Source organism: Paenibacillus sp. MAH-35 (assembly GCF_058135425.1).
The window spans coordinates 56,347-78,745 of record NZ_JBYUPU010000001.1 but is presented as its reverse complement, the minus strand read 5'-3'; the positions used below and the strand labels follow the sequence as shown (position 1 = coordinate 78,745).

Annotated in this window: 22 protein-coding genes and 1 riboswitch; of the genes, 7 read left to right on the top strand and 15 right to left on the bottom strand. The window is 53.5% G+C overall.

All coding sequences use genetic code 11. From position 1 onward, the window contains the following. Positions 1-149: 149 nt before the first annotated feature. The 4 genes from AC3Y2E_RS00310 to AC3Y2E_RS00295 all read right to left on the bottom strand — a co-directional run bounded on the left by AC3Y2E_RS00310 (position 150) and on the right by AC3Y2E_RS00295 (position 7,006). A complete protein-coding gene (locus AC3Y2E_RS00310) occupies positions 150-1,913 on the bottom strand; it encodes a right-handed parallel beta-helix repeat-containing protein (protein ID WP_379205957.1) in 1,764 nt (587 codons plus the stop codon). Positions 1,914-1,992: 79 nt separating this feature from the next. Next, on the bottom strand, positions 1,993-4,704 hold the full coding sequence (locus AC3Y2E_RS00305) for a family 78 glycoside hydrolase catalytic domain (RefSeq protein ID WP_379205956.1): 2,712 nt from the start codon (positions 4,702-4,704) through the stop codon (positions 1,993-1,995). A gap of 82 nt (positions 4,705-4,786) precedes the next feature. Continuing rightward, positions 4,787-6,106, bottom strand: a complete 1,320-nt coding sequence (locus tag AC3Y2E_RS00300) for an ABC transporter substrate-binding protein (protein WP_379205955.1) — start codon at positions 6,104-6,106, stop codon at positions 4,787-4,789. 21 nt (positions 6,107-6,127) lie between these two features. Beyond that, positions 6,128-7,006 (bottom strand): helix-turn-helix domain-containing protein, encoded by an 879-nt coding sequence (locus AC3Y2E_RS00295; protein WP_379205953.1) that lies wholly within the window; start codon positions 7,004-7,006, stop codon positions 6,128-6,130. Between the two features lie 358 nt (positions 7,007-7,364). Between AC3Y2E_RS00295 and AC3Y2E_RS00290 the strand changes: the two genes are divergently transcribed. The 5 genes from AC3Y2E_RS00290 to AC3Y2E_RS00270 all read left to right on the top strand — a co-directional run bounded on the left by AC3Y2E_RS00290 (position 7,365) and on the right by AC3Y2E_RS00270 (position 9,901). Beyond that, positions 7,365-7,961, top strand: a complete 597-nt coding sequence (locus tag AC3Y2E_RS00290; RefSeq protein ID WP_379205951.1) for an AAA family ATPase — start codon at positions 7,365-7,367, stop codon at positions 7,959-7,961. A 94-nt stretch (positions 7,962-8,055) separates the two neighbouring features. After that, positions 8,056-8,493, top strand: coding sequence for a hypothetical protein (locus tag AC3Y2E_RS00285; protein ID WP_379205949.1), 438 nt, complete (start codon positions 8,056-8,058; stop codon positions 8,491-8,493). A gap of 124 nt (positions 8,494-8,617) precedes the next feature. Then, complete coding sequence (locus AC3Y2E_RS00280) at positions 8,618-9,025, top strand: response regulator (RefSeq protein ID WP_379205947.1); 408 nt, start codon at positions 8,618-8,620, stop codon at positions 9,023-9,025. Further along, positions 8,910-9,341, top strand: coding sequence for a histidine kinase (locus AC3Y2E_RS00275; RefSeq protein ID WP_379205945.1), 432 nt, complete (start codon positions 8,910-8,912; stop codon positions 9,339-9,341). Before AC3Y2E_RS00280 ends, AC3Y2E_RS00275 begins: the two co-directional genes overlap by 116 nt. Beyond that, positions 9,338-9,901, top strand: a complete 564-nt coding sequence (locus AC3Y2E_RS00270) for an ATP-binding cassette domain-containing protein (protein WP_379205943.1) — start codon at positions 9,338-9,340, stop codon at positions 9,899-9,901. Before AC3Y2E_RS00275 ends, AC3Y2E_RS00270 begins: the two co-directional genes overlap by 4 nt. A gap of 59 nt (positions 9,902-9,960) precedes the next feature. Here AC3Y2E_RS00270 and AC3Y2E_RS00265 read toward each other — a convergent pair whose 3' ends face one another. The 6 genes from AC3Y2E_RS00265 to AC3Y2E_RS00240 form a co-directional block, all read right to left on the bottom strand. Continuing rightward, a complete protein-coding gene (locus AC3Y2E_RS00265) occupies positions 9,961-10,989 on the bottom strand; it encodes a Gfo/Idh/MocA family protein (protein ID WP_379205941.1) in 1,029 nt (342 codons plus the stop codon). 135 nt (positions 10,990-11,124) lie between these two features. Continuing rightward, positions 11,125-12,129, bottom strand: a complete 1,005-nt coding sequence (locus AC3Y2E_RS00260; RefSeq protein WP_379205939.1) for a phosphotransferase — start codon at positions 12,127-12,129, stop codon at positions 11,125-11,127. Between the two features lie 41 nt (positions 12,130-12,170). Continuing rightward, the gene (locus tag AC3Y2E_RS00255; protein WP_379205937.1) at positions 12,171-12,644 is read right to left on the bottom strand and encodes a DinB family protein; all 474 of its coding nucleotides are present in this window, start codon (positions 12,642-12,644) and stop codon (positions 12,171-12,173) included. A 35-nt stretch (positions 12,645-12,679) separates the two neighbouring features. After that, positions 12,680-13,171 carry a GNAT family N-acetyltransferase gene (locus AC3Y2E_RS00250; protein WP_379205935.1) on the bottom strand — a complete coding sequence of 164 codons (492 nt, stop codon included), beginning with the start codon at positions 13,169-13,171 and terminating at the stop codon, positions 12,680-12,682. A gap of 320 nt (positions 13,172-13,491) precedes the next feature. Beyond that, positions 13,492-13,791: a hypothetical protein gene (locus tag AC3Y2E_RS00245; protein ID WP_379205933.1), complete on the bottom strand. Its 300-nt coding sequence runs from the start codon at positions 13,789-13,791 to the stop codon at positions 13,492-13,494. A gap of 155 nt (positions 13,792-13,946) precedes the next feature. Further along, entirely contained in the window at positions 13,947-14,441 is a 495-nt protein-coding gene (locus tag AC3Y2E_RS00240) for an HAD family hydrolase (RefSeq protein ID WP_379205931.1), read from the bottom strand. Positions 14,442-14,598: 157 nt separating this feature from the next. Here AC3Y2E_RS00240 and AC3Y2E_RS00235 point away from each other — a divergent pair, with 157 nt between their 5' ends. After that, entirely contained in the window at positions 14,599-15,375 is a 777-nt protein-coding gene (locus AC3Y2E_RS00235; protein ID WP_379205929.1) for a GNAT family N-acetyltransferase, read from the top strand. A 146-nt stretch (positions 15,376-15,521) separates the two neighbouring features. On the opposite strand, the gene purN is transcribed toward AC3Y2E_RS00235, so the two are convergent. From purN to AC3Y2E_RS00215, 4 genes are all read right to left on the bottom strand, one after another. After that, positions 15,522-16,136, bottom strand: a complete 615-nt coding sequence (gene purN / locus AC3Y2E_RS00230; RefSeq protein ID WP_379205927.1) for a phosphoribosylglycinamide formyltransferase — start codon at positions 16,134-16,136, stop codon at positions 15,522-15,524. Position 16,137: 1 nt separating this feature from the next. Then, the gene (locus AC3Y2E_RS00225) at positions 16,138-16,791 is read right to left on the bottom strand and encodes a cyclodeaminase/cyclohydrolase family protein (RefSeq protein ID WP_379205925.1); all 654 of its coding nucleotides are present in this window, start codon (positions 16,789-16,791) and stop codon (positions 16,138-16,140) included. Continuing rightward, on the bottom strand, positions 16,788-17,654 hold the full coding sequence (locus AC3Y2E_RS00220) for a bifunctional 5,10-methylenetetrahydrofolate dehydrogenase/5,10-methenyltetrahydrofolate cyclohydrolase (RefSeq protein WP_379205923.1): 867 nt from the start codon (positions 17,652-17,654) through the stop codon (positions 16,788-16,790). Before AC3Y2E_RS00220 ends, AC3Y2E_RS00225 begins: the two co-directional genes overlap by 4 nt. A gap of 105 nt (positions 17,655-17,759) precedes the next feature. After that, a riboswitch (ZMP/ZTP riboswitch) is annotated at positions 17,760-17,844 on the bottom strand. A 54-nt stretch (positions 17,845-17,898) separates the two neighbouring features. Continuing rightward, on the bottom strand, positions 17,899-19,218 hold the full coding sequence (locus AC3Y2E_RS00215; protein ID WP_379205921.1) for an ABC transporter substrate-binding protein: 1,320 nt from the start codon (positions 19,216-19,218) through the stop codon (positions 17,899-17,901). 499 nt (positions 19,219-19,717) lie between these two features. Between AC3Y2E_RS00215 and AC3Y2E_RS00210 the strand changes: the two genes are divergently transcribed. Next, entirely contained in the window at positions 19,718-20,587 is an 870-nt protein-coding gene (locus AC3Y2E_RS00210) for a helix-turn-helix transcriptional regulator (RefSeq protein WP_379205918.1), read from the top strand. A gap of 1,165 nt (positions 20,588-21,752) precedes the next feature. Here the strand turns inward: AC3Y2E_RS00210 and AC3Y2E_RS00205 are convergent. Then, the gene (locus tag AC3Y2E_RS00205; protein ID WP_379205916.1) at positions 21,753-22,319 is read right to left on the bottom strand and encodes a spore coat protein; all 567 of its coding nucleotides are present in this window, start codon (positions 22,317-22,319) and stop codon (positions 21,753-21,755) included. Positions 22,320-22,399: the final 80 nt, after the last annotated feature.

Here is a 22,399-nt window from a genome sequence, read left to right as displayed (position 1 = left end):
ATCGGGATCGGGATGCCACAAAAGCCGCCGGGCAACCGGCGGCTTTCGAATGCCTGCAATGTTCCTCCAGGGTCGCGGCCAGAGGCGGGACGGTCCATTTCCGTGCAACCTATACGCGGGTGCCTCCCTCCCCCTTAGTACGGGTTATACTAGGATACCGTGCCCGCGGCATCGACCCAAGCGGTGCCGTTCCACCAGATCGGTTTGCCGAGCGTACTGTCAAACCACGACATATGAATGTACCTGCCTGTTACGGGTCTTTCCGACGAAGGACCATACAGGGATGCCTCAGAATAATAGGGAATAAACTCGCCCTCCGCCGCACTGTAGTGGGACTGAATTCCGTTCAGCACCTGTTTTCCGATAACACTCGATATGGCCGGGAGCGAACAATTCGTGCATTTGACAGGAAGATGTACGTAACCCGACAGGACATTGCGATCAAGCACGATGCCGGAGAAAACGGACCACCCTATGTTATTGCTGGTCATCCCGATCGCCGCGTTCATATTGTTAGTCGAATCGCCAATGATATTGCCTGTCACGATCAGGTTGCGGGACACTTGTTGTAAAGTTAACGCAGTGATCGAAATCCCTCTTGAAAAATTACTTAGTGCCGTAGGAGAATGGATTCGATTGTCCAGAAGATAACACCACTGGCTTGCGTACATCGTAATACCGCTTCCGCCTTGAGCGTTTCCAAACCGGTAAATATGGTTGTTTTGGACAGTTGCATAAGAGGCGGTGTGGAGCTGGATTCCCATCCCCGATCCGCTAATTCGATTTTCCCGGACAAAAAGGGGCACATTGCATTTATCGAGATGAATGCCGATCGTATTGGATACGGGAATGCCCTCGACAAACCCGTTCTCGTATACGTCATTATCCGCAATTACAATATCGGAGTACTTGCCGCCAGCGGAATTATTCATCTCCTTGACCAGCAGTCCTTTGGAAGAGGCCGGTGCCGTCCGGTGATTATTCCGGTAAATGCTGTTGCTCCGGAACGTTATGTGCTCCACGATCGTAGTGGCGGAATTGGCCCAACCGATGATCTGTCCTCCTACATTGTTATCACGAAGAATGTTATTTTCCACTGTAACGTTTCTCACGATCCATTGCTCGCCCGGATTGATGCCGCGATTCGGCTCAATATCGATCCCGGCCCCTAATGTCGAAACCCAGGCATGATGGCCGTGAATTTCATTATTTTTGATCCACACGCCGTCGGCATGAATAATCGAAACCCCGTTACGTCCGTTATTTTGAATTTCATTGTCGATAATCGTAATGTGCCGGTTTACATTTCCCTCTCCCACCACGAAAAACTGCCCGGCTACCGCAGCTCCATCCCCGCTTGCGTTTGTTAGCTTGCACCCTCGAATCATCACGTTTCGGGAGTTGATTAATTTAAGGGCATGATGGCTTTCCGCCATATCGAAAGGATTGCTGTTGTCGCTCGATTGATTGGCCCGATTCCCGTCAAAAGTCAAACCTGTAAGGGTCACATTTTGCTTGCCGTCGAGTTGAATCATCGTGCAATTCGAGTTCGCTTTCAAGCTGATGGTCGCATAGCCGATCCCGATCACCGTAATATTGGATGGCAGTTCGATCGTACTTGAAATCAAGTAGCTCGCTGCCGGTTTTGGTAGGATAAGTATCCCGTTCTCAGCGGCAACGGCGGCGGCTTGAATCGCCGAGGTGTCGTCAGTAGCGCCATCGCCGCTAGCATGGTAAGGAGCGGCTGTCACATCGACAATGAAGCTGCCGGTGCACGCTAGGGGTCCATACACGCTATCGGTGACCGTCCCCCTCCATTCAGCCGATCCCACACTGTGATTCAGCAAAGTTGTTCCCGCAATGGTCGCGACTCCCCCGGCAGCCAAGTAAGACAGCAGTTTCCTTCTGGTCAACGAGCTATCTCTGGTTACACGAATCTGTTCATCCCGAATCGTGTCAAGCGGCTCTTTCTCCACAACCTTCAACTCCCTGTCATTTGTATGATTCAGGTATAAATGCAAAGTCGTATCGTCCCGATTTCAAACCGATCTCCACCTTGTTGCCATTCCATTCGCAGGCCGTTACTCCGTCAATTTCACCATATAGCTTTCCCCCCATCCAGATCGCTTCGCCCGATTCTTCAATTCGCGAAGCCAGGGCACCGAAGCCCGGTTCGATGGTAAGCCTGCCGGCCATGCCAATCGGAATCGAAACATGGACACGCAACTGCACCTTATCCTCGCACTGGCGCTCCCAGCGAAGAAACAGCTCCCCGTATACGGTTGTGACGGTTGCCTCCGCGAAGGTGAGATCATCCGGCATGTAAGGCCGCAGTTCCACGTCGCGAAAACCTGGCGAACGCTGCCGGATTCCGGCCACATATTCCTGCAGCAGCCGCAGCGGATAGCTGTTCCAGGCATGACAATGGGAGTTGATGTCGTCCCAGCCTTCCCACATCGTTTTTGCGCCGCTGCGGATCATATATCCCCAGCCGGGATAGTCCGGACTGGCGATCATACGGTAAGCCTTCTCCTGTTTCCCTCCTTCGAACAATGCTCGTAGAAGCGGCAGTGACAAAACGGTCCGGCTCTCCCATTTCATCTTGGCGATCGTCTCCAGCGCCTTGCTCACCGCCTCCTCCGGAACGAGCCCTGCATATACGGCTAAACCGTTTACCCCTTGATGATAGTTCGGAGATTGGAATCCGTCGCGGAACAAACCGATCTCCCGGTCGAATAAAGCATCCACTATGGAACCGCGCAGCTTTCCGGCCATCCGCTCGAAGGACTGCGCTTCTGTCGGCTTATCCAGCACAGCGGCCATGTCCGCCATTGCCTCTATCGCTTGAACGAGTTTGATATTCTGAACGGTTAGAAACGGCGATTTCTGCTGGACGGTTGAATACGGCCAGTCGCTGATATGCCACGGGCGATCGGCGGGAACAAGTCCCGTTTTCTCATCCAATCGAGCCCAATAATGATGGACCATCCGTTTGGCGGTCTCAAAACAAGCGGTAATAATTCGCTTATCCCCATAGGTATAGTATGTTTTCCACAATAGCGTACAATAGTGCAAATCCCATTCTGGAATTTGCTTGTGGAAGGCAGGGTTGTCAAAGTTGGTCGGATACACGTACGGAAACGACCCATCCTCTAATTGGCCGTCCGCAAAATCAATAAGCGTCTTGGTCAAAATAGGCCGTGCATCAAAGTTGTACAAAAGCGTCTCCGCCTGCAGGTCGACGTCCGCTAAATACTGTGCCTGCTCCCGATGGGGGCAATCGGTCGCCTGACCTAGCGTATTGTTCTTTAGCGTTTGGGTACACGCCTCTGCCATCCCGTTCAGCAGCTCGTTAGAGCAGCGGAACGATCCACGCCCGGCCATCGCCGTATGCGCAGATGCGATCCACAGATCCTTGCCTGGAACAAGGCGGTCCGTATGATGCGTCACCTCCACATAACGAAATGCTTTGTAAGATAAATCCGGCTGCCATACTTGAGCCCCTTCTCCTCCAACGGTGTAGCGGTCGTAATAGTAGTCGGACTTCTCGTTGCAAACGTTATGCTTAACAAAGCCTTGCTCGTCCAACTGTTCGGCGTACCGAAGCTGCACGGTCGCACCGGCTGTTCCTGCAAGACGTAATCGCGGCCAACCGGAAACGATTTTGCCGGCATCGAACACTTGGCGAACCGTTCGGTTCTCCGAGTCCGGTTTCTGCACTTCACTGGACACCGTTTCACAGTACAGTTCGGAGGGTACGATCAGTTCCTCGATTTCCCCTTCCGGTATCTCTTGACCCACCATCATCCAGCTTCTGATTCTAGAATCCGCTAACACCGCCTTGTCGCATGGGCTTGACGCGAAGCCGACACGTTTCCAGCCTTGATCCAGCTTCCCGGCATCGACATCTTCGATCGCGGATATTCGCCTGTTTTGCTGGTAGGCCGTACCAATCCGATGCGGGACATCGCGAATCGTTTCCCAGGTCGTATCGGTTTTGAAGCATTCCGTCGTTCCATTCGTGTAGACGACATGCAACTGCAGCCGGAATCCCGGCACCCCATTCACGTAATTTTGCCCGTCACCGCCTAAATAGTGCGCCACAGCGGCGATACAGTTCGGGCCTGCCGCCAATAATGGAGTCACATCGTAGGCGGTGTAATATTTGCGTCTCCACGGATTCGTCGGAGCGGGGGTGGCGTACCCGCCGACTTTTATCCCGTTCAGATAAAGATTGGCAACATTGTGAGCGGAAACAAATAGTCTAGCCGTGCCAATCGCCCCACGGATGTCGAGTTCTTTGCGGAGGTAGGCGTAGTCATTGCACCTGACCTCCGTATGGCTCCAAATCCATTCAGCCCGCCACTCGTGCGTAAGCAATCCGGTGCCGAATCGGGCCGGAACACTTTCCGACATCTGCTCCCTGTCCCACGCCCTTACACGCCACCAGTACAGAGACGCACTTTCCAAGGCCGGCCCCGAATAGGTTGCATTCGTCTCTTGAAGTTCGAGCTTGCCGCTATCCCAAACTGCCCTAACTCCTTCACGCACAGATGATTCTTTATCGAACAACTGAATCTGGTAAGCTGTCCATTCACCCGCACTCCCGTCCCCCGTTAATCGCCAGCTGAACACCACGTCGCCCGGATTTGCAGACATCGGCTCAACAGCGTCATTTACACGAAGATCGATTACTTGCAACAACTACTCCACTCCCTGTCTCCTCTAATAGTCTGTCTAGAGTCTAGAAGGTCCTTCTTGAACCGATTACAGCCGATTTCTTCCCCTATTTATTCATCTGGGTTATCTCTGCGATCTTCTTCTGTGCCTGCTCGCCCGCTTGTCTCAAGCCTGTATTCATGTCGATTTTGCCCGTTTGCAGTTGAATGCCCATCGACCCGTAAATGGTAACCAGTTCGGCATCATAAGTCCCTTTCGGAAGGAAAGGCGCAAACTTGTTGTAATACGCTGCCTGCCAGTTCTTGTCCTTGTATGGCGTTCCTTGCCCCAACTGCTTCCGCACGCGCTCGTCGGTCAGAACGGTCATGTCGCCTCTCAGCGCCAATTCGGTCTGATATTCGTCGGAAACGATATATTTCAAAACTTCCATGGCCGCATCTTTATCTTTGGCCATATTCGTGATGCCATAATAGCTCGGGTAGGATTGCGATCCGATTCCCGGACGGTCGCTGAACACCGGGAGCGACACGACATCATAGTTCACCTGATCTCCCCATGCCCCCATTAAACCTTGGATATACACGTACATCGCGACATTTTTCGATTTGATAAATTCGTTGCTGCCCGGAATTTTGCCGGTCGACTGCAAATACTGCGCGTAACCGGGCTCCTGAACCGGATCAAGGAATAACGTTTGGAAAAATCGGCTCCAGCGGCTGTCCTGATTAATAGTTGGCGTGTTGGTCTTCAGGTCGGCATTCGGAATGGAGAGCTGATTCATGCGGATCGTATGAAGCGGCGAATGCGTAAATCCGAAATATTGCGTCCCCTCGTCGGTGCGGGATAGTTTCTTGGACAGCTCGCTTATTTGCTCCCAAGTCATCCCGTCCTTCGGATACGGAACGCCGAACTTATCGAACAAGTCCTTGTTGTAATATAAAAGCAAGTTATTTGTAATAACCGGAAGCGCATACATTTTACCGTTAGACGTTTGCTTAAGAGCATCCATCACAGTCGGCTCAAATCGATTCAGATCCACCTTGTGCTTCGCGATCAACTCGGACATGTCATATTCAATTCGATTCGGGAACACCTGCCCCTCATAATTGCCGATCGTCTGGTAGAAAATATCGAATCGCGTTCCCGACGCCAGCAGCTCCTCCATCGAGTTGCCCTTCGTCGATTGAATGTACTTGATCGTATAGTCCGGAAACTTTTTACGCAAAGAAGTGCCCAGTCTTTGGTCAAAGCCTTCTACGGAATCATTGTTAGTCGAATAAAAGACAATTTCGACCGGTTCTTTCGGAGCATTGGATCGATTTTCGTCCTGTTGCCCCTCTCCACTCTGCGTTCCAGCTTGACTGCAAGCGGTCACACTCCCGACCACTACCAGCATAACGATTGTTTTACGGAGTAACAGTTTCATTTCCAGCAAGCGCCCCCTTCATTATTTATAAATCGTTTTTCTGTACGCTCCTGGCGGGCATCCGACAATGCGATGGAATAAGCGGCTAAAAAAGGCCGGGTCCTCGTAGCCAACCATGGATGCTACATTAATCACCTTTTCTGCCTGATCCTCAAGCAGATACTTCGCCTTCTCGATCCGAATCTGATGGAGCAGCTCGATCACACTCATGCCCATTTGCTCCTTCATGAGCCTGTTCAGCTTTCGTTCACTGATGTTGAACACGTTTACCAAAGACGTCAACGTTATTTTGTCCCCGTAATTTCTTTCCAGAAACCCACGTATCCGCCTCGCCATCACTTCTCGCTCGCCGTAATTAACGTTATGTCTTTTCGTTTGGTGCAGATTGTATATACGCGATAAAAGAATTTGCAGCTCGATCATCTTTAATCGAATGATCGCATCGAAACCCGGATTCCGATGCTCGAATTCGGCCATCATGCTTTCCATAATGACCAGCATCGTCGCCGCGTGCGGGCCGCTCAGATTAAGCCGATGGTGGAAGCGCTCTTCTTTATTCAGAAAAGGCTGCACGTAGAAAAAGTCCATGGACCTCGATATGCCAAGTTCACGCAGCAGTCCCTCCTGGATGAGCGAAGGCATAAACAGACAGTTAATAATTTCGATCTGCTGCTCGTCCTCGTAGTCGTACGCATGTACCTCTCCGGGATTAATGATGAACACATCGCCGGCGCGAATGACATATCGCTCGCCTTCAAAGCAATGCTGTGCTTCTCCCCTCACAACGTACACGAGCTCTACAAACTCGTGGCTGTGCTCGATCGGAGTTGCGTTTCGATTTTGCGCGAACCGTTTCATCCAGAACGGAAACTCTTGGCCCATGAATTTGCTGCTTCTCAAATGTTTCTCCATTTCCTGTTCGTGCTCACCCCCAAAATATCGGATATGCTCCATTCCTAGCTTTATTATACATGGCCGGATTGACCGGCTTCATTGCTCATTCCGTCATCAGGATGGTCAATTCCGCCATCGGTCAATGGCAACCTGCATCTAACATCGACCGCGAGAGTGGTGGAACTCCCGAGTCCCGGCGAAATTTCCCTTTGACCTGTTCCAAAGATGTACGAAATAATCTTGAACCTTACCGGCTCTTTGGGTGTCTATTTCTGATGAGGGGGATGCGAATAAAAAAGCTTGTCTGGTCAGCTCCCGCCCTGTAACAAGCGGAACTGCTATTTTTCAATCGGAGGGAAAAACCATGATCCTGTGGATCAACGGGGCGTTTGGCTCGGGAAAGACGCAAACGTCCTATGAGTTATGCCGGAGAATGCCGCATGCCTACGTATATGACCCGGAGCAGGCCGGATTTTACATCCGCAAAAACATACCGAAGCAAACCGCCGAAGAAGACTTCCAGCACTATCCGATGTGGCGCGAGCTGAATTATTCGATGCTGTCTTACATCAACCAGCGCTATGACGGGACGGTAATCGTGCCGATGACGGTAACCGACCCTGACTATTTTCAGGAGATGGTAGGCCGATTGCGGGCGGATGGCGTGACCGTCCACCATTATACGTTAATTGCGTCCAAGGAGAGCCTGCTAAAAAGGCTTCGCAGCAGAGGCGACGGAAGCGGTTCGTGGGCGGCCCGGCAAATCGACCGGTGCATCGACGGGCTCGCGAGCGACGTGTTTCGGCATCATCTGGACACGGAGCGGCTGACCGTGGAAGAGGCTGCGGAGGCGATTGCGGCGACTTCGGACATCCGCTTGCAGCCCGACCGCCGCGGTACTCTTCGGAGAAAGGCGGACCGAATCTGGACCCAGCTCAAGCATATCCGGCTATTCCATTAAACTTAGTTTTCGCAAAAGAAAGGGTGACCCCGCTTACTATGAAAGTGAAACTCTGCTTCAAGCTTATACCAGTATAAAATCAAGGAGGGGTACCATGAGCCATCCAGAACACTTTGTTCTTCGAAGCAGTCATGTCCTCCTCGTACTGATCCCATTATCGATCCCCTTCTCTCTGCTGAATTTCAACGCCTACCTTAAAGGAGGCATGCCCAGCACCTATCAAACGATCGCGTCGATCGCGTTCCTCCTTCTTTGGTTTATTAGCGCATACTACTTGAGCAGGAAAAATAGAGGCGTCCTTATAGCGTTCTCCTGCTATTGGGGGACAGGCGCCCTGTTAGCAGTAATCGCCTATTCCTGGACTATAGATCTCGTCTATATTCTTACGGTTTTTCTTTATGCAGGCCCTGTATACGGAGTAAGATCCTTCATCGGAATACCGTCCGATCTGGATCTGGTGCTGGTATGTGCAGCAGTCGGATACATCGCGACTCTTCTGGGCTGGATCGCAGGCAAAGTCAAACGTTACTAAACATACGTCCCCACGTAAATATTTCCCTCTCCCATTTAAGGTTTCCCGACGGATCAGTTATGATAAGATCGGAACCAACGAACGCGCCGGATTGTACGACCCGACCGGCCATGAGGAGGAAACAATGCCGTATACGATTCTAATCGTCGATGACGAACCCGATATTGTGAAGCTGCTGTACAACTTTTTTAAAAAGAACGGGTACAACCCGCTAACCGCCGCTAACGGAGCCGAAGCGATCCGGCAGGCGGAGAAGCAGCCGGACCTGATCCTGCTCGACATTCATATGCCGGAGCCGGACGGGCTTCAAGTGTGCGAGCGGATTCGGTCGCATGTGGCTTGCCCGATCCTGTTCCTGACGGCCAAGGTGGAAGATGCGGACAAACCTTTGAAAAGGAACGGATCTATGAACGGTTATGGGGGGGGACGGGGATGGCAACGATTCGGTCGTCGTCGAGCATATCCGCAAGCTGCGGGCCAAGCTGACCGCGGCCGGAGCGCTCTCTCCGATCGAAACCGTCTCGCCGGATGAACAAATGTCCAAGGAAGACGTGGTTTCCACAATCAATACGATGAAGGGCCATATCGAGAGACTGGAGCGTTATGTGGCCAGCATGAACTCGATCCAGAAACTGGAGGAAGTCCGCCCCTCACCTGCTGAAGTCTCCGCCCGGGAATTGCTCTCCGGCCTGCGAGAGACGGCCGTTATCTTATGCGACGGCAAGCAGCTGTCGTTTGAGGTGAACGCTACGGCGGACACCGTGCGTCTCGATCCGGAGATGATATTTCAAGTTTTCGAGAACCTCATCGTAAATGCGGCCAGGATAAAGTCGTATTTCAAAATTTGAACTTAACGATCGAGCATGGAGAATTCGTTATCTTCTCCGGCCCGAGCGGGTGCGGGAAAACGACGCTGCTGAATATGATCGGCGCTCTGGAAACGACGGAGCTAGGCTCCATCCTGGTGGACGGGGTGGATTTGCGGGTGAAGAAGCATCATTTGTCCTATTTTAGAACGAAGGTCGGCTTTTTGTTTCAAAACTTCCCCTTGGTCGACAACAAAACGTTGAAGGAAAACTTGAAGCTGATCCGCAAAGATTGCCGGACGGGTCTAACGATCGAGGAGGCGCTGCGCCGGGTCGGACTGGAGGACAAGCTGAACAAAAAAGTGTACACGTTGTCGGGCGGAGAGCAGCAGCGAATCGCACTGGCCCGTCTGATGCTTAAGCGTTGCCAGCTTATATTGGCCGATGAGCCGACCGATTCGCTGGACCAGCATAATGCAGAGACGGTGCTGGGTATCGTAAAAGAGTTTAATGAAGCCGGCAAAACGGTCATCCTCGTCACGCACGATGAAAATATTAAAAAACGGGGCGGGCGGGTGATCGAGCTGACCAAAACGACGTAGAACGCCCCGCGAGGCGTTCTGTTTGTTTATTCCGATTGGATTGCAATTGGATGGAGCGCCTAATCTTTAACGTGCAAAGCGCTCGTGCTCTGGCGCAACCGCTGCGGCTTAATCGGACGTCCGATCCATGCCGACTCGAGCGCGGCGCAAGCGGTTGCTACCGCCCTCCCGGCGTCGCGGGCAGTGACGATCGGTTCGGCTCCCGTCCGGATACACCCGATAAAATGTTCCAGTTCCAGCCGATATGGATCGTCAGCAGGCTCGCCTTGCGGGATCGCTACCCCTTCATTCCGCTGCGAATGCGCGGCAACGGCTCCCCGGCTTACTGCCAGCTTGTAAGCTTCGTTGTCGGCGCGCAGCATCCCGTCCTTCCCTGTCACTTCCAGCGAGGACGTAAACGGTCCGGCATATCCCCACATCGCTTCCAGATTCGCTACCGTTCCGTTTTCGAAGCATAACACGGCCGCCGCGTACTGGACCCCCGGCGATTTCCGGATCACCGCATAGACCGATTCCGCTTCGCCCATCAGCGAATGCAGATAGTCGATATCGTGAATCATTAAGTCGAACAAGACGCCTCCGCTTTTCGTATCGTCCTCGAACCAGCTGTTCGACGGCGGATGCAGACTGAACCGTTTCGCGTGAGCGGTAATAACCGGTCCGATCTCTCCATCGGACACCCGCTCGGTCATCCTAGCGTAATCGGGAAAAAAACGCAGCACATGACCGACGAACAAGCAAACGCCGTTTCGCCTGCACGCTTCGATCATCTCTTCCGTATCCTCCGAAGTCAGGGCGACCGGTTTCTCGCAAATGATATGGAGCCCCTCGTCCGCCGCAGCCACCGCATACGCCTTATGCAAATATGTCGGCAGCGCCAGGACGACCGCATCCAGCGGAATCTTCTCCTGAATCAGCTCGTCCAGACTGTCGAACCGCAATGCTCCCAGCCGTGCCGCTTCCAGCCTCGATTCCGCCGACGAACTGCATATGGCGGTTAACGAAACGCCCTTCATCTCCGACAAGATGTCCGCATACAGCCTGCCCATTGTACCGAATCCGACAACAGCAACACGAATCGTGCTCACTCCGGCTTCCCCCCTGATCTGTGAATGGAACGTTTGCTATAGTATAAATCGGATCGAAGGAAGGGACCGGTCATCGGTTGACTCGGCGAGGTCATTTTTGCATCGGGTCGGCCGTCTGCGGAGGAACACGCGGATTTATGTCCCGTACAGCTTCAAATATTCCGGATAAGCGCGAAGATGAATACCTCTCGCCCTTTCCTGCGTTACCTCTTTGACATCCGGTATATGCTCCGCTTCCACATAATCCGCAAGCACATCGATCACATCGTCGAGCAGCTTCGCCCGGAAGTAAATCTCCATTCGCTGCGCCGCATCTTCACCTGTCAGACGGCTCACCCGCTCCTGCCATACCGGCCAGTCCGGCGTCCGGTACAGCGGCCACAGCAAGACGGAATAATCCATCGCCGCATCCCCGGCCGCCGACAGATCGTCCCAATCGATTATCCAGTATTCTCCGTGCCCGCCTACTAAAATATTTTGCCAGTTCAAGTCGTTATGGACGAGATCGGCCGCTTGTTTCCGGAAAGACGGATGCTCCTCCACAAGCCTTTTCAACCGGGCTACTTCAGAATCGAACCATGCCATCGTTGCGTCCGACACGAAGCTTAGCAGCTGTCTCCCGGCCTTGATCCCTTCCAGATCTTCCTCGAACCGTCCGATGTACTCCTGGGTAAAGGCATCGGAATAAGTGAGAGCTTGCCTCTCCGGCGTACCGGCAATGGCTTGGCGGATCTGCTTGTCCGTATGCAGCTGCTTCAACAGTGGCAGCACCTTTTCGATAACAGGCAGCGGATCGGGTGCGGAGCTTAGCGGTTCGCCCTTCAGGTACTCGAACACGAGGCCGCACGTATAACCGGGGACGATCTCTTGCGTCACTTCTTGAACTAGCCGCGGAGCCCGGTAGCGGTCCGTCAGACAGCCGCTGATCCTGGCCCATTGCCGGAGTTCCGGGGCTTTATCTTCCTTGGCGAGCTTGAGATGCCGCACCGTTTCGCCATCGGTCAGCCGGTAGGACTGGTTCACGAATCCTCCGGGATTCCATATATAAGCCGCCTCGATCAAGGAGCCGTTGAATCCGAGCGTTTGTGCATGGCGGGCGGCCCATTTCGCTACTTCTTGTTCATTTGCTTTCAGATCCATTCCGTTCACCTCTGCTGGATATACTCGTCATACCGTTCGCTCTACACGGAGGTTGATTTGTAATTCTCCTTCAACATTTGTTTGGCGATATAGAAAATTTGCCCCATATGCTCGGAATAATGAGCCGTACATTGAAGCAGGATGTCCAGATGAGTTCGTTCCCGGTTTCTTACCGTCTGGGTTTGACTGAACGCTTCATCCGGCATAGCGCGAATCGTATCGATGACGAGCTGCAGATTGTCCTGAACGATAGTGACCAGCTCCGCCTTCGGCCTATCGCTTTGTGTCAGTTCTTCCTCGCGGTTTCGATACACTTCTTCCAGCAAAATGCCTTTGACGATTCTTTCTTTTATATTTCCCTCGATATGTCTGATAAGCGTGGAGATACTATGGCTCGTCTCGTCAGGTCTCCAGTTGAGCTGATCGTCATCCAGCTGTTCGACCGCTTGAAGCGTCCTTGTACGGATTTCCTCGAACTTGCTGCTTAACCATTCCCGGATTAAATCATAATTCACGTCGCTTCCTCCTCTGTACTGGATATGCACCGTCTTCAACCCGATTCGGTTAAACGCATTACTACAAACGGAACCTGTACGCCCGAGACGGGGCTCTGGACCTGCTCTCCCCGGCGGAACCCGACTTTCTCGTACGTTCGGATCGCTCTTTCGTTAAAGGCGGCAACGGCCAGACGGAACTTGGACTTCCCCAGTTCCTTGCCCAGAAACTCTATCGCCTGCTTGACATAATCGCTCCCCAGCCCTTTGCCGGTCAGATCCGGGCGCAGCCCGAGCCCAACGTCGAGATAGCCTGGGTCGTTATAGATTCCGGCTTCGTAGGCTCCTGGGATTCGTGCAGAATGCCCGCTGCATATAAAACCTGCGATCTGATCGTTCTCCCCGCGAACGCTGTAATATTCGCCGTTCAACAGCTCCGCGATCCCTTCGTCCTCTCCCCCCATGTTGTAAAAATCGTACGGCTGCGGGTACGTCCAGGCGTTTACGATTCGGGCAGCCTCTTCGGTCATGCGGGCGTAACGGTACATCGTCGAATTTCCTCCTTTTATAAAGTCCGCATCCAGCGACGTGTCCGGAAAGACGGTGTCCGTCTCCGCTTCGCCGTGCGGCAGCGCCTCGGTAAGCCGGCGACTCCCTCCACAAGCCTCAGCCCAGCGCCGGGTCTTGTCCGCTTTTGGCGGCGAGCCGCCCCCATTCTCTCATACTATCATGAATTTCCGGCAAGCAAGCGGTAGCATTTGGCTATAATCAACTGCATAAAACGAAAACCACGCATAGCTCCTATGCGCGGTGAAGAGGGAATATTCACGTTACGGTCGGGCACGGCACAACGTTTCTTCTTGTCCATTCAGGAGATCGGAGAGACGGCAGCCGGTTGGGTAGCCTGCAGGAGCAACGTATCGTAAATATGACTGTTTCCGGTAATCGGCTCGACGTGCCACTCACCCGACAAATCGGCATGGAGCGGATAATTGAACAGAGACTTCAGTCCGTTCCCGTATCGTAAAATCAGCTTGCAATCGGGCTGCGCCGCACATTTGAGCGTATCCAGAATATCCAGCTTTTCCGGAACAAGCGAGGCCATGAAAATATGGGTCGCCGTCTCCACGTACTCCTCGTCCCCCATCGAACGGTCCGAGTACAACACGTTTTTATGTAACCCAAGAAACTGGATGAGGCGGCTTCCATGACGGACCGCTTCCTCGTCGATATCGGTGCAGCATACCGTCGCAGCCGTTTCCCTGGCAATCGTGCAAGCGGAGATCGGGTACGCGCCTGCTCCATACCAGAGCCCTTTGCAAATTACCCGGTCCGTTCATTCAATTTTTGAATAAGCCGGATTTCGATATCTTCCCAATCGGCTGCCCAGCCTTTCGGAGATATGCTTCTTCCTTTGATGTTCACCACTTGCCGGGACACAGGTGTATAGGAGCGGTTGATAGGGAGCTCCGGCATCCATATTTCCCATTCCCCAGCGATTAATTTCTCAATTTCGTAAGGAGTATCTTCGATCATGACCTGAATTTGTAACAGCTGGGCCGCCTTCCGTTTGCTATCGTTATGGTCTTCTGCCAGCAAGATAGATTCAAACAGATCAAAAGCCTGATTCCGTTTCAGCCACTCGTGAGTTTCCGGTTTACAATTTATTCTGGAGCTGATAATGCTGAACCTTACGCCTGATTTGGATAACTTCTGGATCACTTCTACGGCCCCAGGAGCGATTTTGATATCGAAGAACGTCTCGTCTCCCCCGTGAACGGCAAGTACGCCGTCTATGTCTACGCCAATGTGAATCATCCATTCCCCTCCCATTAGCAAATACTCTCGGACTTCCATGATGATTCTAACACAGATCCTTCTTATAGGTAGGCGAAACTCCCCTATTGACGGCAGCTGACTATCAATTGGAAAATAGTAGAGATACGAGCGCGGTGTATACGGAGGGGAAACGTCCATGTGGAGCAAGGTCAAAGAACGGTTAAGCTGCAATGTGCTGGAGAATATTACCCTGCTGAAAATGATCGATACGTATGGTAGTAAACTCGGCTGCACGGTATTGGAACGGGACTCCGACTGGGGGCTGCTGTTGTTGCTGCCGGTGGAGCTGTCTTCCTACGATCGGAAGACGTATCCGCAGGCAGAGTCGGTATATATGCTGGCTGGTACGGACAGCCGTCTGCTGGAGCGATTGCTTGACGATGCCCCGATTCCGAATCAGCCCGCCGTATTCAAAGTGCAGAGAAGCGACTACAAGCAGCTTCTCGAGCGGAAGTTCAAGCTTGCCGGGATTCGTTCCTTTTATTCCTACTCCTGTCTGGAGGCGTTTCCCGGTCAAAGCCCGGATGAGGTAACCATGCGGGACACCCTGCAAGAGGAACTGCTGCCGATGTGGCTCTCCAACGGATACGAGCTTGGAGAAATCGAGCAGTTGTTCGCTAACGGGGCGAGATCTTACAGTTTCTATGCTGACGGAAAACCTGCCAGCACCTGCATCGTCTTTCGCAATTACGGCAGAGTCTGGGAAGTCGGCGCCGTCCATACCGCAGAGGAATATCGGGGTAACGGTTACGCCAAAAAAGTCGTAAAAGCCGCCGTCAACGGACTGCTGAGCCGAAACCTCATCCCGCGTTATCAGGTCGAAGACCGTAACCGGCCATCGATCCTCCTGGCCGAGTCACTAGGATTAACCCGGCTCGTTACGCTGGAGCATCTCTATTGGGCCGGCGCGTAGAGCCAGGGCGGCAGCATGACCTGACATGCCCGGGCTTTGTATAATCAATTTGGTATTAAATGGTAGTATTTTTCTTCATTCGCACGGTATCGAGTGTAAACGCTTCTTACCGGATCGAGCCGCGTCTATACTCCTCCTCCACAGCCTCAACCGTTCAGCGGTGGCAGCACGATCTCACCGGCCGCAATCCGTCCGAGCGTCTCGACGTAAAACGAATGCTCCCTGCGCAGCACGCGCGCGGCCAGCGTCTCGACCGAATCGCCCGGCTCGACGGGTACGACGCTTTGCGCAAGTACCGGTCCCTCGTCGTACTCGCCGTCGACCAGATGCATCGTTACCCCCGTCTCGGTCTCGCCTGCAGCGAGCACCGCCTCGTGCACGCGATGGCCGTACATCCCGTGTCCGCCGAACTTCGGCAGAAGCGACGGGTGAATGTTCACGATACGTCCGGCGTAGGCGGCCAGCGTTTGCGGACCGAGCTTTTTCATATACCCGGCCAGAGCGATCAGATTTACGTCCTGCGCGATCAACGTATCCAGAATCGCCCGGTCCAGCGCTTTCGGCTCCGGATAAGCTTTCGAGCTGAGATGGAAGCCGGGGATTCCCGCCTGCTTCGCTCTCTCCATCGCCCCCGACTGCGAATTGTTGCTGATCACCGCTTTTACAGCTGCATTCATGTTCCCCGCTGCAGCGGCATCGATGATCGCTTGGGCGTTCGAGCCTCCATGCGAAGCGAATATAGCTATGTTCAGTTTCGGCATCCTACCTGCTTCCTCTCCAGATGATCCCGCGTACGGCGGTTACGGCTTGTTCCTTCAGCCTCGCCGTGTCCCCGAGCAGCTCAGCCGCCCGTTCGTCGTACCGCTGCTTCGCTTCCTCGTCCTTCAGCGAGGCCAGATTGATTTCTACGGTCAAATAGGCGGACTGAGCCGCCGACTCGAACAAAATCGCGCCGATCCCGAGATCGGAGATGACGTTCGGATTGGCGGACTCCGCGATACGCACCGTTTGCTCAAGGGCGTCCCGGCATACGCGCATAAGCGCGAGCGGCACTTCGATCGCCTGCGCGGCCGCATCCTGGATCGCTTGCGCACGCATCCGCTTCTCCTCGTCCGTCGATTTCGGCAGCTTCAGAGCCGACATGTATCGTTCAAAAGAAGCGACGTCCGCCTCCAGCAAGTCTTCGCAATCCCGGGTCCAGTCCTGCAACCGGCCGACCGCCTCTTTCATCGCCGCTTCCGCTCCGGCGAATTTCGCGCCTTGTGTAAAATTGGCCGCCATCGACACCATCGCGGCCCCGAGCGCTCCGACGAGCGCCGAGATGCTGCCTCCGCCCGGCGTCGGAACGGCTGCTCCCGCTTCTTGAACAAACGACCGAATCGTCCGGTCGAACATCGCATTTTGCTGCTCCATCATCGTGCGGCCTCCCTTCCAGCCTGCTGCTGCAGCCGAATCGCCCGCATCGCATTTTCGAACAGCAGCGCCGTCGTTAAAGTGCCTACGCCCCCGGGGACCGGAGACATCGCTTCTGCAACCTCGATCGCACGCGGATCGACATCGCCGGTGATCCTTCCATCCGGCAGCTCATGGATGCCCGCATCTATGACGATCGTCCCGGGTCGGATCATTTCCCAGGTAATAACTCCCGGTTTCCCGACAGCGGCTACGACAATATCCGCATGTTTCAGATGAAACGTCAAATCGGGAGTTCGCGAATGACATACGGTGACGGTCGCCTGCTCCCGCTGCAGCATATGGAACAGCGGCAAACCGACCGTTTGACCGCGTCCGACCAGCGTTACATTTTTTCCTTCCAGCGTATAGCCGTATGACTTCAGCAGCCGGATGCACGACTGCGGAGTAGCTGGAACTAATCCGGGCTCGCCGGTCATGACGGCAAGCCGGTTGGCCGGTGTGACCCCGTCGACGTCTTTGAGCGGATCGATCGCCTCCGCTACCGCAGAAGTCGAGATGTGAGCGGGCAGCGGCAGCTCCAGCATAATTCCGTGTACGGCTGCATCCCTGCTCCATTCCGATACGATTCGGATCAGCTGATCTTGCGTAACATCTCCCGGCTGTTTCATCAGCTCGAACTCGATTCCGAGCTTCGCTGCGACTTTACGTTTCGTCTCCGCATAATAAACGGACGCCGGATCGCTGCCAACTACAAGCGCCGCTATCTTCGGTATCGTTCCGTTTGCACGCTGCCGCGCCGCTTCTGCCGCTACTTCCGCACGGACTTGCTCGGCTGTTTCCTTCGCCTTTAACCATACTCCCATACGTATCCCTCCCGGTTATCGCGGAACCTTTAACGAATCCCCAATATCTGCAATGGCGTACAACAAAAAAAGCATCCGAAGCAGCCGCTATATGCGGTACTCCGGACACTTTACCCAGGCGAGCGGCAGTTGTCCCTTCCGCACGCTCCCCAGTGGTGCCCCACTTGATTCGCCAGTCGCGTGCGGACTGTTCAGTTGCCCTCATCATATCAAAGTTCGTCCGTGCTGGCAATGCAGGCCAGCTCTATTTTTTCAGCTCTTCCTGAATCTTTTTGTTTGTCGCTTCCTCCGCTTCCCGCAGCGCGGTATTGACGTCCTTTTTGCCGAGGATTACGTTGTTGAAGCCTGTAAGCAGGTTGCCTTCCGCGACGCTGTTGAATTTCCCGATCGGCGCCGCCGGAGCGAACTTGGCCGGTACGATCGCTTTGCTGTTTTTCCCTTTATACATCGACGCGTCTTGACCGAACGCTTTTCTCAGCTCCTCGCTCTTCAGCGCGGATATGAACTCTCCCCGCTTCACGCCGGGCAATTGAAACTCTTCCGAAGCCAGATAAGCCATCACCTGGAACGCCTGATCCTTATGCTTGCTCGTATTCGTCAGCCAGAACGCGTTCGGGTACGGCTGCGGCCCTACGCCGGGCTGATCGGCCATCGCCGGGAACGTCGCCAGATCCCAATTCATGCCTTCCAGCTCTTGGGCCGTGTGCAGCGTGCTGACCGGAATCCACATCGCGACCGTCCGGTCTTTGACGAACGTATTGCGCTGATTGGTTACATACGTCAGGTTGCCGTTCATGTTATAACCCGGAAGCGTATAGAAACGGGTCAAATTGTCGAACAGCTTTTTCCACTTTTCTTCGGAATAGGACGCCTTCTGAGTGGCCGGGTCGAACGTTTTGAGCGAATACGGATTCAGCCTCATGAAATGCTGGGCGGATACGAACAGCCCGCGATACGTGACGCCTCCGTCTTCCCGCGTCAGCCGTTTCGCCAGATCGTACAGATCGTCCCACGTATTCCCGTCCTTCGGATACGGAACACCGAATTTGTCGAAAATGTCCTTATTGTAATATACGGTAGCAGGCGACATAAATACAGGCAGCCCGTACATGCCTCCACCGCCCAGCAGTTTCATCTGGTCGACGACCGCCGGTTCGAGCTTATTCAAGTCGAACTTGTATTTCTCGATGAGCGGCGTAATATCGGTTTGAAGCTCATGCTGGAGCAAATTGTTGTATACGAGTCCCGTCGACGAAAAAATGAGGTCCAACTGCTCGCCGGCCGTAATCATCTCCTGCACTTTTTTCCCGTTCGTCATCGGTACGAATTTCGGCGTAATATGCGGGAACTTTTGTTTGACCGGACCCGCGATTTCTCTCTCGAACCTTTCCGCCGGCCAGTCGCCGCCGCCGTCATAAAAGACAAGCTCGATCGGTTCTTCCTTCTTCGGCGGCTGCTGGACGTCTTCGCCCTGCACACCGGCTTGGCCTTTCCCTCCGCATGCGGCCAGCATTGTGGATACAAGCGCTGCTGCGATTACACCGTTTACCATTTTTTTACTCATGATGGACACCCCTTATCGTTATCTGTTTGAAATTTGATCTGCAAGCGATTTCATATTAGAAATATAGCACAGCACTCCGGCTAATGGCTTTAGACACGAATGGGAAGGCTGGCGGTTCATTTAACTGTCAGTGGTTTTTTGGGGAAACCCCGTCATCGGCTTGATATGGACTGGTAGTCGGTCAGTGCGCTTAGACGGGGGCGGGGCGATATCGGGCGATGGGGCGATAAGCGGCTGGGCGGCAGGCGGGGGAAGGCAATGGCAGGCGGGCGGACGGTGGCTGGTGGCATACGATGGTCAGGCAATACGCCGGGGGCGACTGGTGGACAGACTCTGATCAAGCAATGGGCCTACGGCGGACGGTGGGCGGCAGGCGGTAATCAAGCAAGAAGCGGACGGGGGGTTCCGGGCTTAATCCTCCCGCTTTTCGCCTAAGACGGCTGTGGTATAATACAGATACATGATAACTGTGCACGGGATAAAGGAGGATGTCATCGGAATGAAACCAAAGTCTAATCCTATCCGGATGTTCACCGAATATTATTATAAATGGAGTTATTTCCCCGTCACTACTTCTTTTCACTCTCATTCCCAATACGAGATCTACTATTTCCATAGCGGTCGGTGCGATTATATGATCGGCGACCGGATTATTCCTTTGGAATCCGGCGATCTGATTATTATGAACGGTATGACCCGCCATTGTCCGAAAGTACATCCTTCTGCGGAATATGTGCGCACGATGTTTTCGTTTAATCCGCATCTGGTTCAACTGTTCGGCCCCAGCCTGCTTGCTTGCGGACCGCTCCGGCCGTTCGAGCTGCTCGGCAACCATCATATCCGCCTCGATGCGGAATCCAAAGCGGAATTCGAAAGCATTTTGGAGCGTATCAACAACGTGTATTACAAAAACGACGTCATCAACCGGAACAGACTGCTCAGCGCTTTTTTCGATCTGCTGATGTTGATTTATGAGAAATGTCAGGTCGATATGGAATTTGCCCGCGCCAACGTCACGGACCGGGAGCGGCATGTGCAGCGGATGATCGCTTATATCGAGGAAGGTTATGCGGAAGATATCGAGCTCGACAAGATGGCCGCCGATCTCCACCTAAACCGCTTTCATTTGATGAAGCTGTTCCGCGAGGTGACGGGCATGACGGTGTTCGATTATATTTACACGCGCCGGGTCAATCAGGCTAAAATTTTATTTTTCCACAGCGACGGCAATACCGTCACCGACGTGTGCTACAAAGTCGGCTTCAAACACCTTTCCCACTTTAGCCGCGTCTTCAAAAAACAGGTCGGGATGACGCCCGACCAATACCGGAAAATGATGCAGGTAACGCCTTCGATGGCCTATCAATAGATCAACTTCGAATCAGGCCGCGGCCCCGCCCCCAAACCTGGGCCAAGGGCCGGGGCGGGACTCGCCGTGAGGCCAAGCTGGAGGCCGGATCGTCTAACTTCTGGAGGTTAGACCGGGAGGAGTTTACCTTGAGGCTAAGTTTGCGGCGGAAGCGATTAGCTGGGGGCAGAGACTAGGGCTGGGGTTCGACTCGGGCTTTGCTTACTGCGGCTTCGCCATGCTGGGCCAGGAGCCGCGGACGGGTTCGGCACAGGGCCTAGCAGGATGCAGGTGCGAGCAAGGTAACCTACGTCAGTGAAGGTGCTGGCTTTCCAAACTTTCCGGGGTATCTGGGGTGCCGGGATTTCTGGACTTCCCCAGCTATTCTAAGGGGGCACAAGAGGCGAATGAATGAAATAGCAGCCTTTTGCACCCCTTATTTTCCAATTAGCCGCACTTTTTTAGAAATAGAAGCTTTTTGTAGCTCTTATTTTCGACTCTACTACCCGATTTTCGCCCTTCCCCCTCAAATAAGAGTTTCTATCATCTCTTATTCTTCCAAACAATCCAATTTACTCAAAAAATAAGAGGTGCAAACCACTCTTATGCTCCCTCATACTGATTGACTATCCACCGTCCCAATAGTTAACCCTACCGCACTACACAAACTTATTGACGATTCCCCTCATACTTCCCTCTCTCTGTTATCCAGTAAACTATAAATCATCCATTTTTAACTTAATTTTACTTTTACACCTTATCTATGAACATTATTTCCTTACTCCTTCATTCTTCCTTCATTCCTCCTTCACTACTCCTTCACTACTCCTTCCTTACTCCCTCATTCCTTCTTGCTCCTTATTGCCCCTTCACTCGTTATCTCCCCCTACCTCTTCTTTCCCGGCTAAAACATAATCCGCTTCCCATATGACTCACCAAACTCTCCACGGCTGCAACTGCCTTCAGCCGCTCCCTGCGCTCCGCCGGGTGCAATGCTCGCCCGCCCTAGTTCCTCCTGCCGCATTTCAAGTCCCCAGTAACCTACAATTTCTCTCCTCCATCCTCCCTCCTCCACATCATTTGCCTCCTGCCCCCCCGCCGTAAGCTGCCTCGCCCTCCCCAGCCTGCGCTTGCTCCACATAGAAAAAAGGCGCCGGCTTCTTAACCGGCACCCTGTAAAAAACTTCTAGTTCCCGTTCGGCATATAACCGCCTTGCATCGGCTGGTACGTGTGCAGAAACGTTTTGGCCGTGTGGTCCTGCATCGTCGGCACTTGATATTCGCCTTGCCGGTTCATGAAGAGGAACACTTCATACGCTTGGTTCGCGCAGGCGACCGCACCGTTCACGAGCATTTGCCTAACGTTCGGGTCGGCGCATTCGAGCGAGCCGGCCATATGGTTTTTGGCTGAGTTTTTGTGACAGCTCAGCATCGCCGCAGCGATCTGGCGGTCATCGAACTGTCCTTGCATCGGCGTGTGAGGGGCCGGTTGACGAAGCCCGTACATCACTTGCTGTGGTTGAACCTGCGGCATTCCGTACGGTTGCATCCGGCCGGAGGCAGTGCTGTAATCATGCGTATACGCAACCAGCTGGTCGTAAGCTTGCGCAGCCGACTGCAGATGCCGCTCCAGCATCGTACGCAGCTCCGGGTTCTGGACTTGCATGGCGTAATACGAAAAATGATTGATCATGTTCATCGTTCCGTCAAGGATCTCATGGACTTCCATCGTTTCGTGCGCGCCGAATGGCATCGGTTCGTTCATCTCCTTAGAATTCGGTGTGGTAAGCCAGTAGAGCAGCAGCTTCTACCTCCGTTACTGTTCCCGCTTCC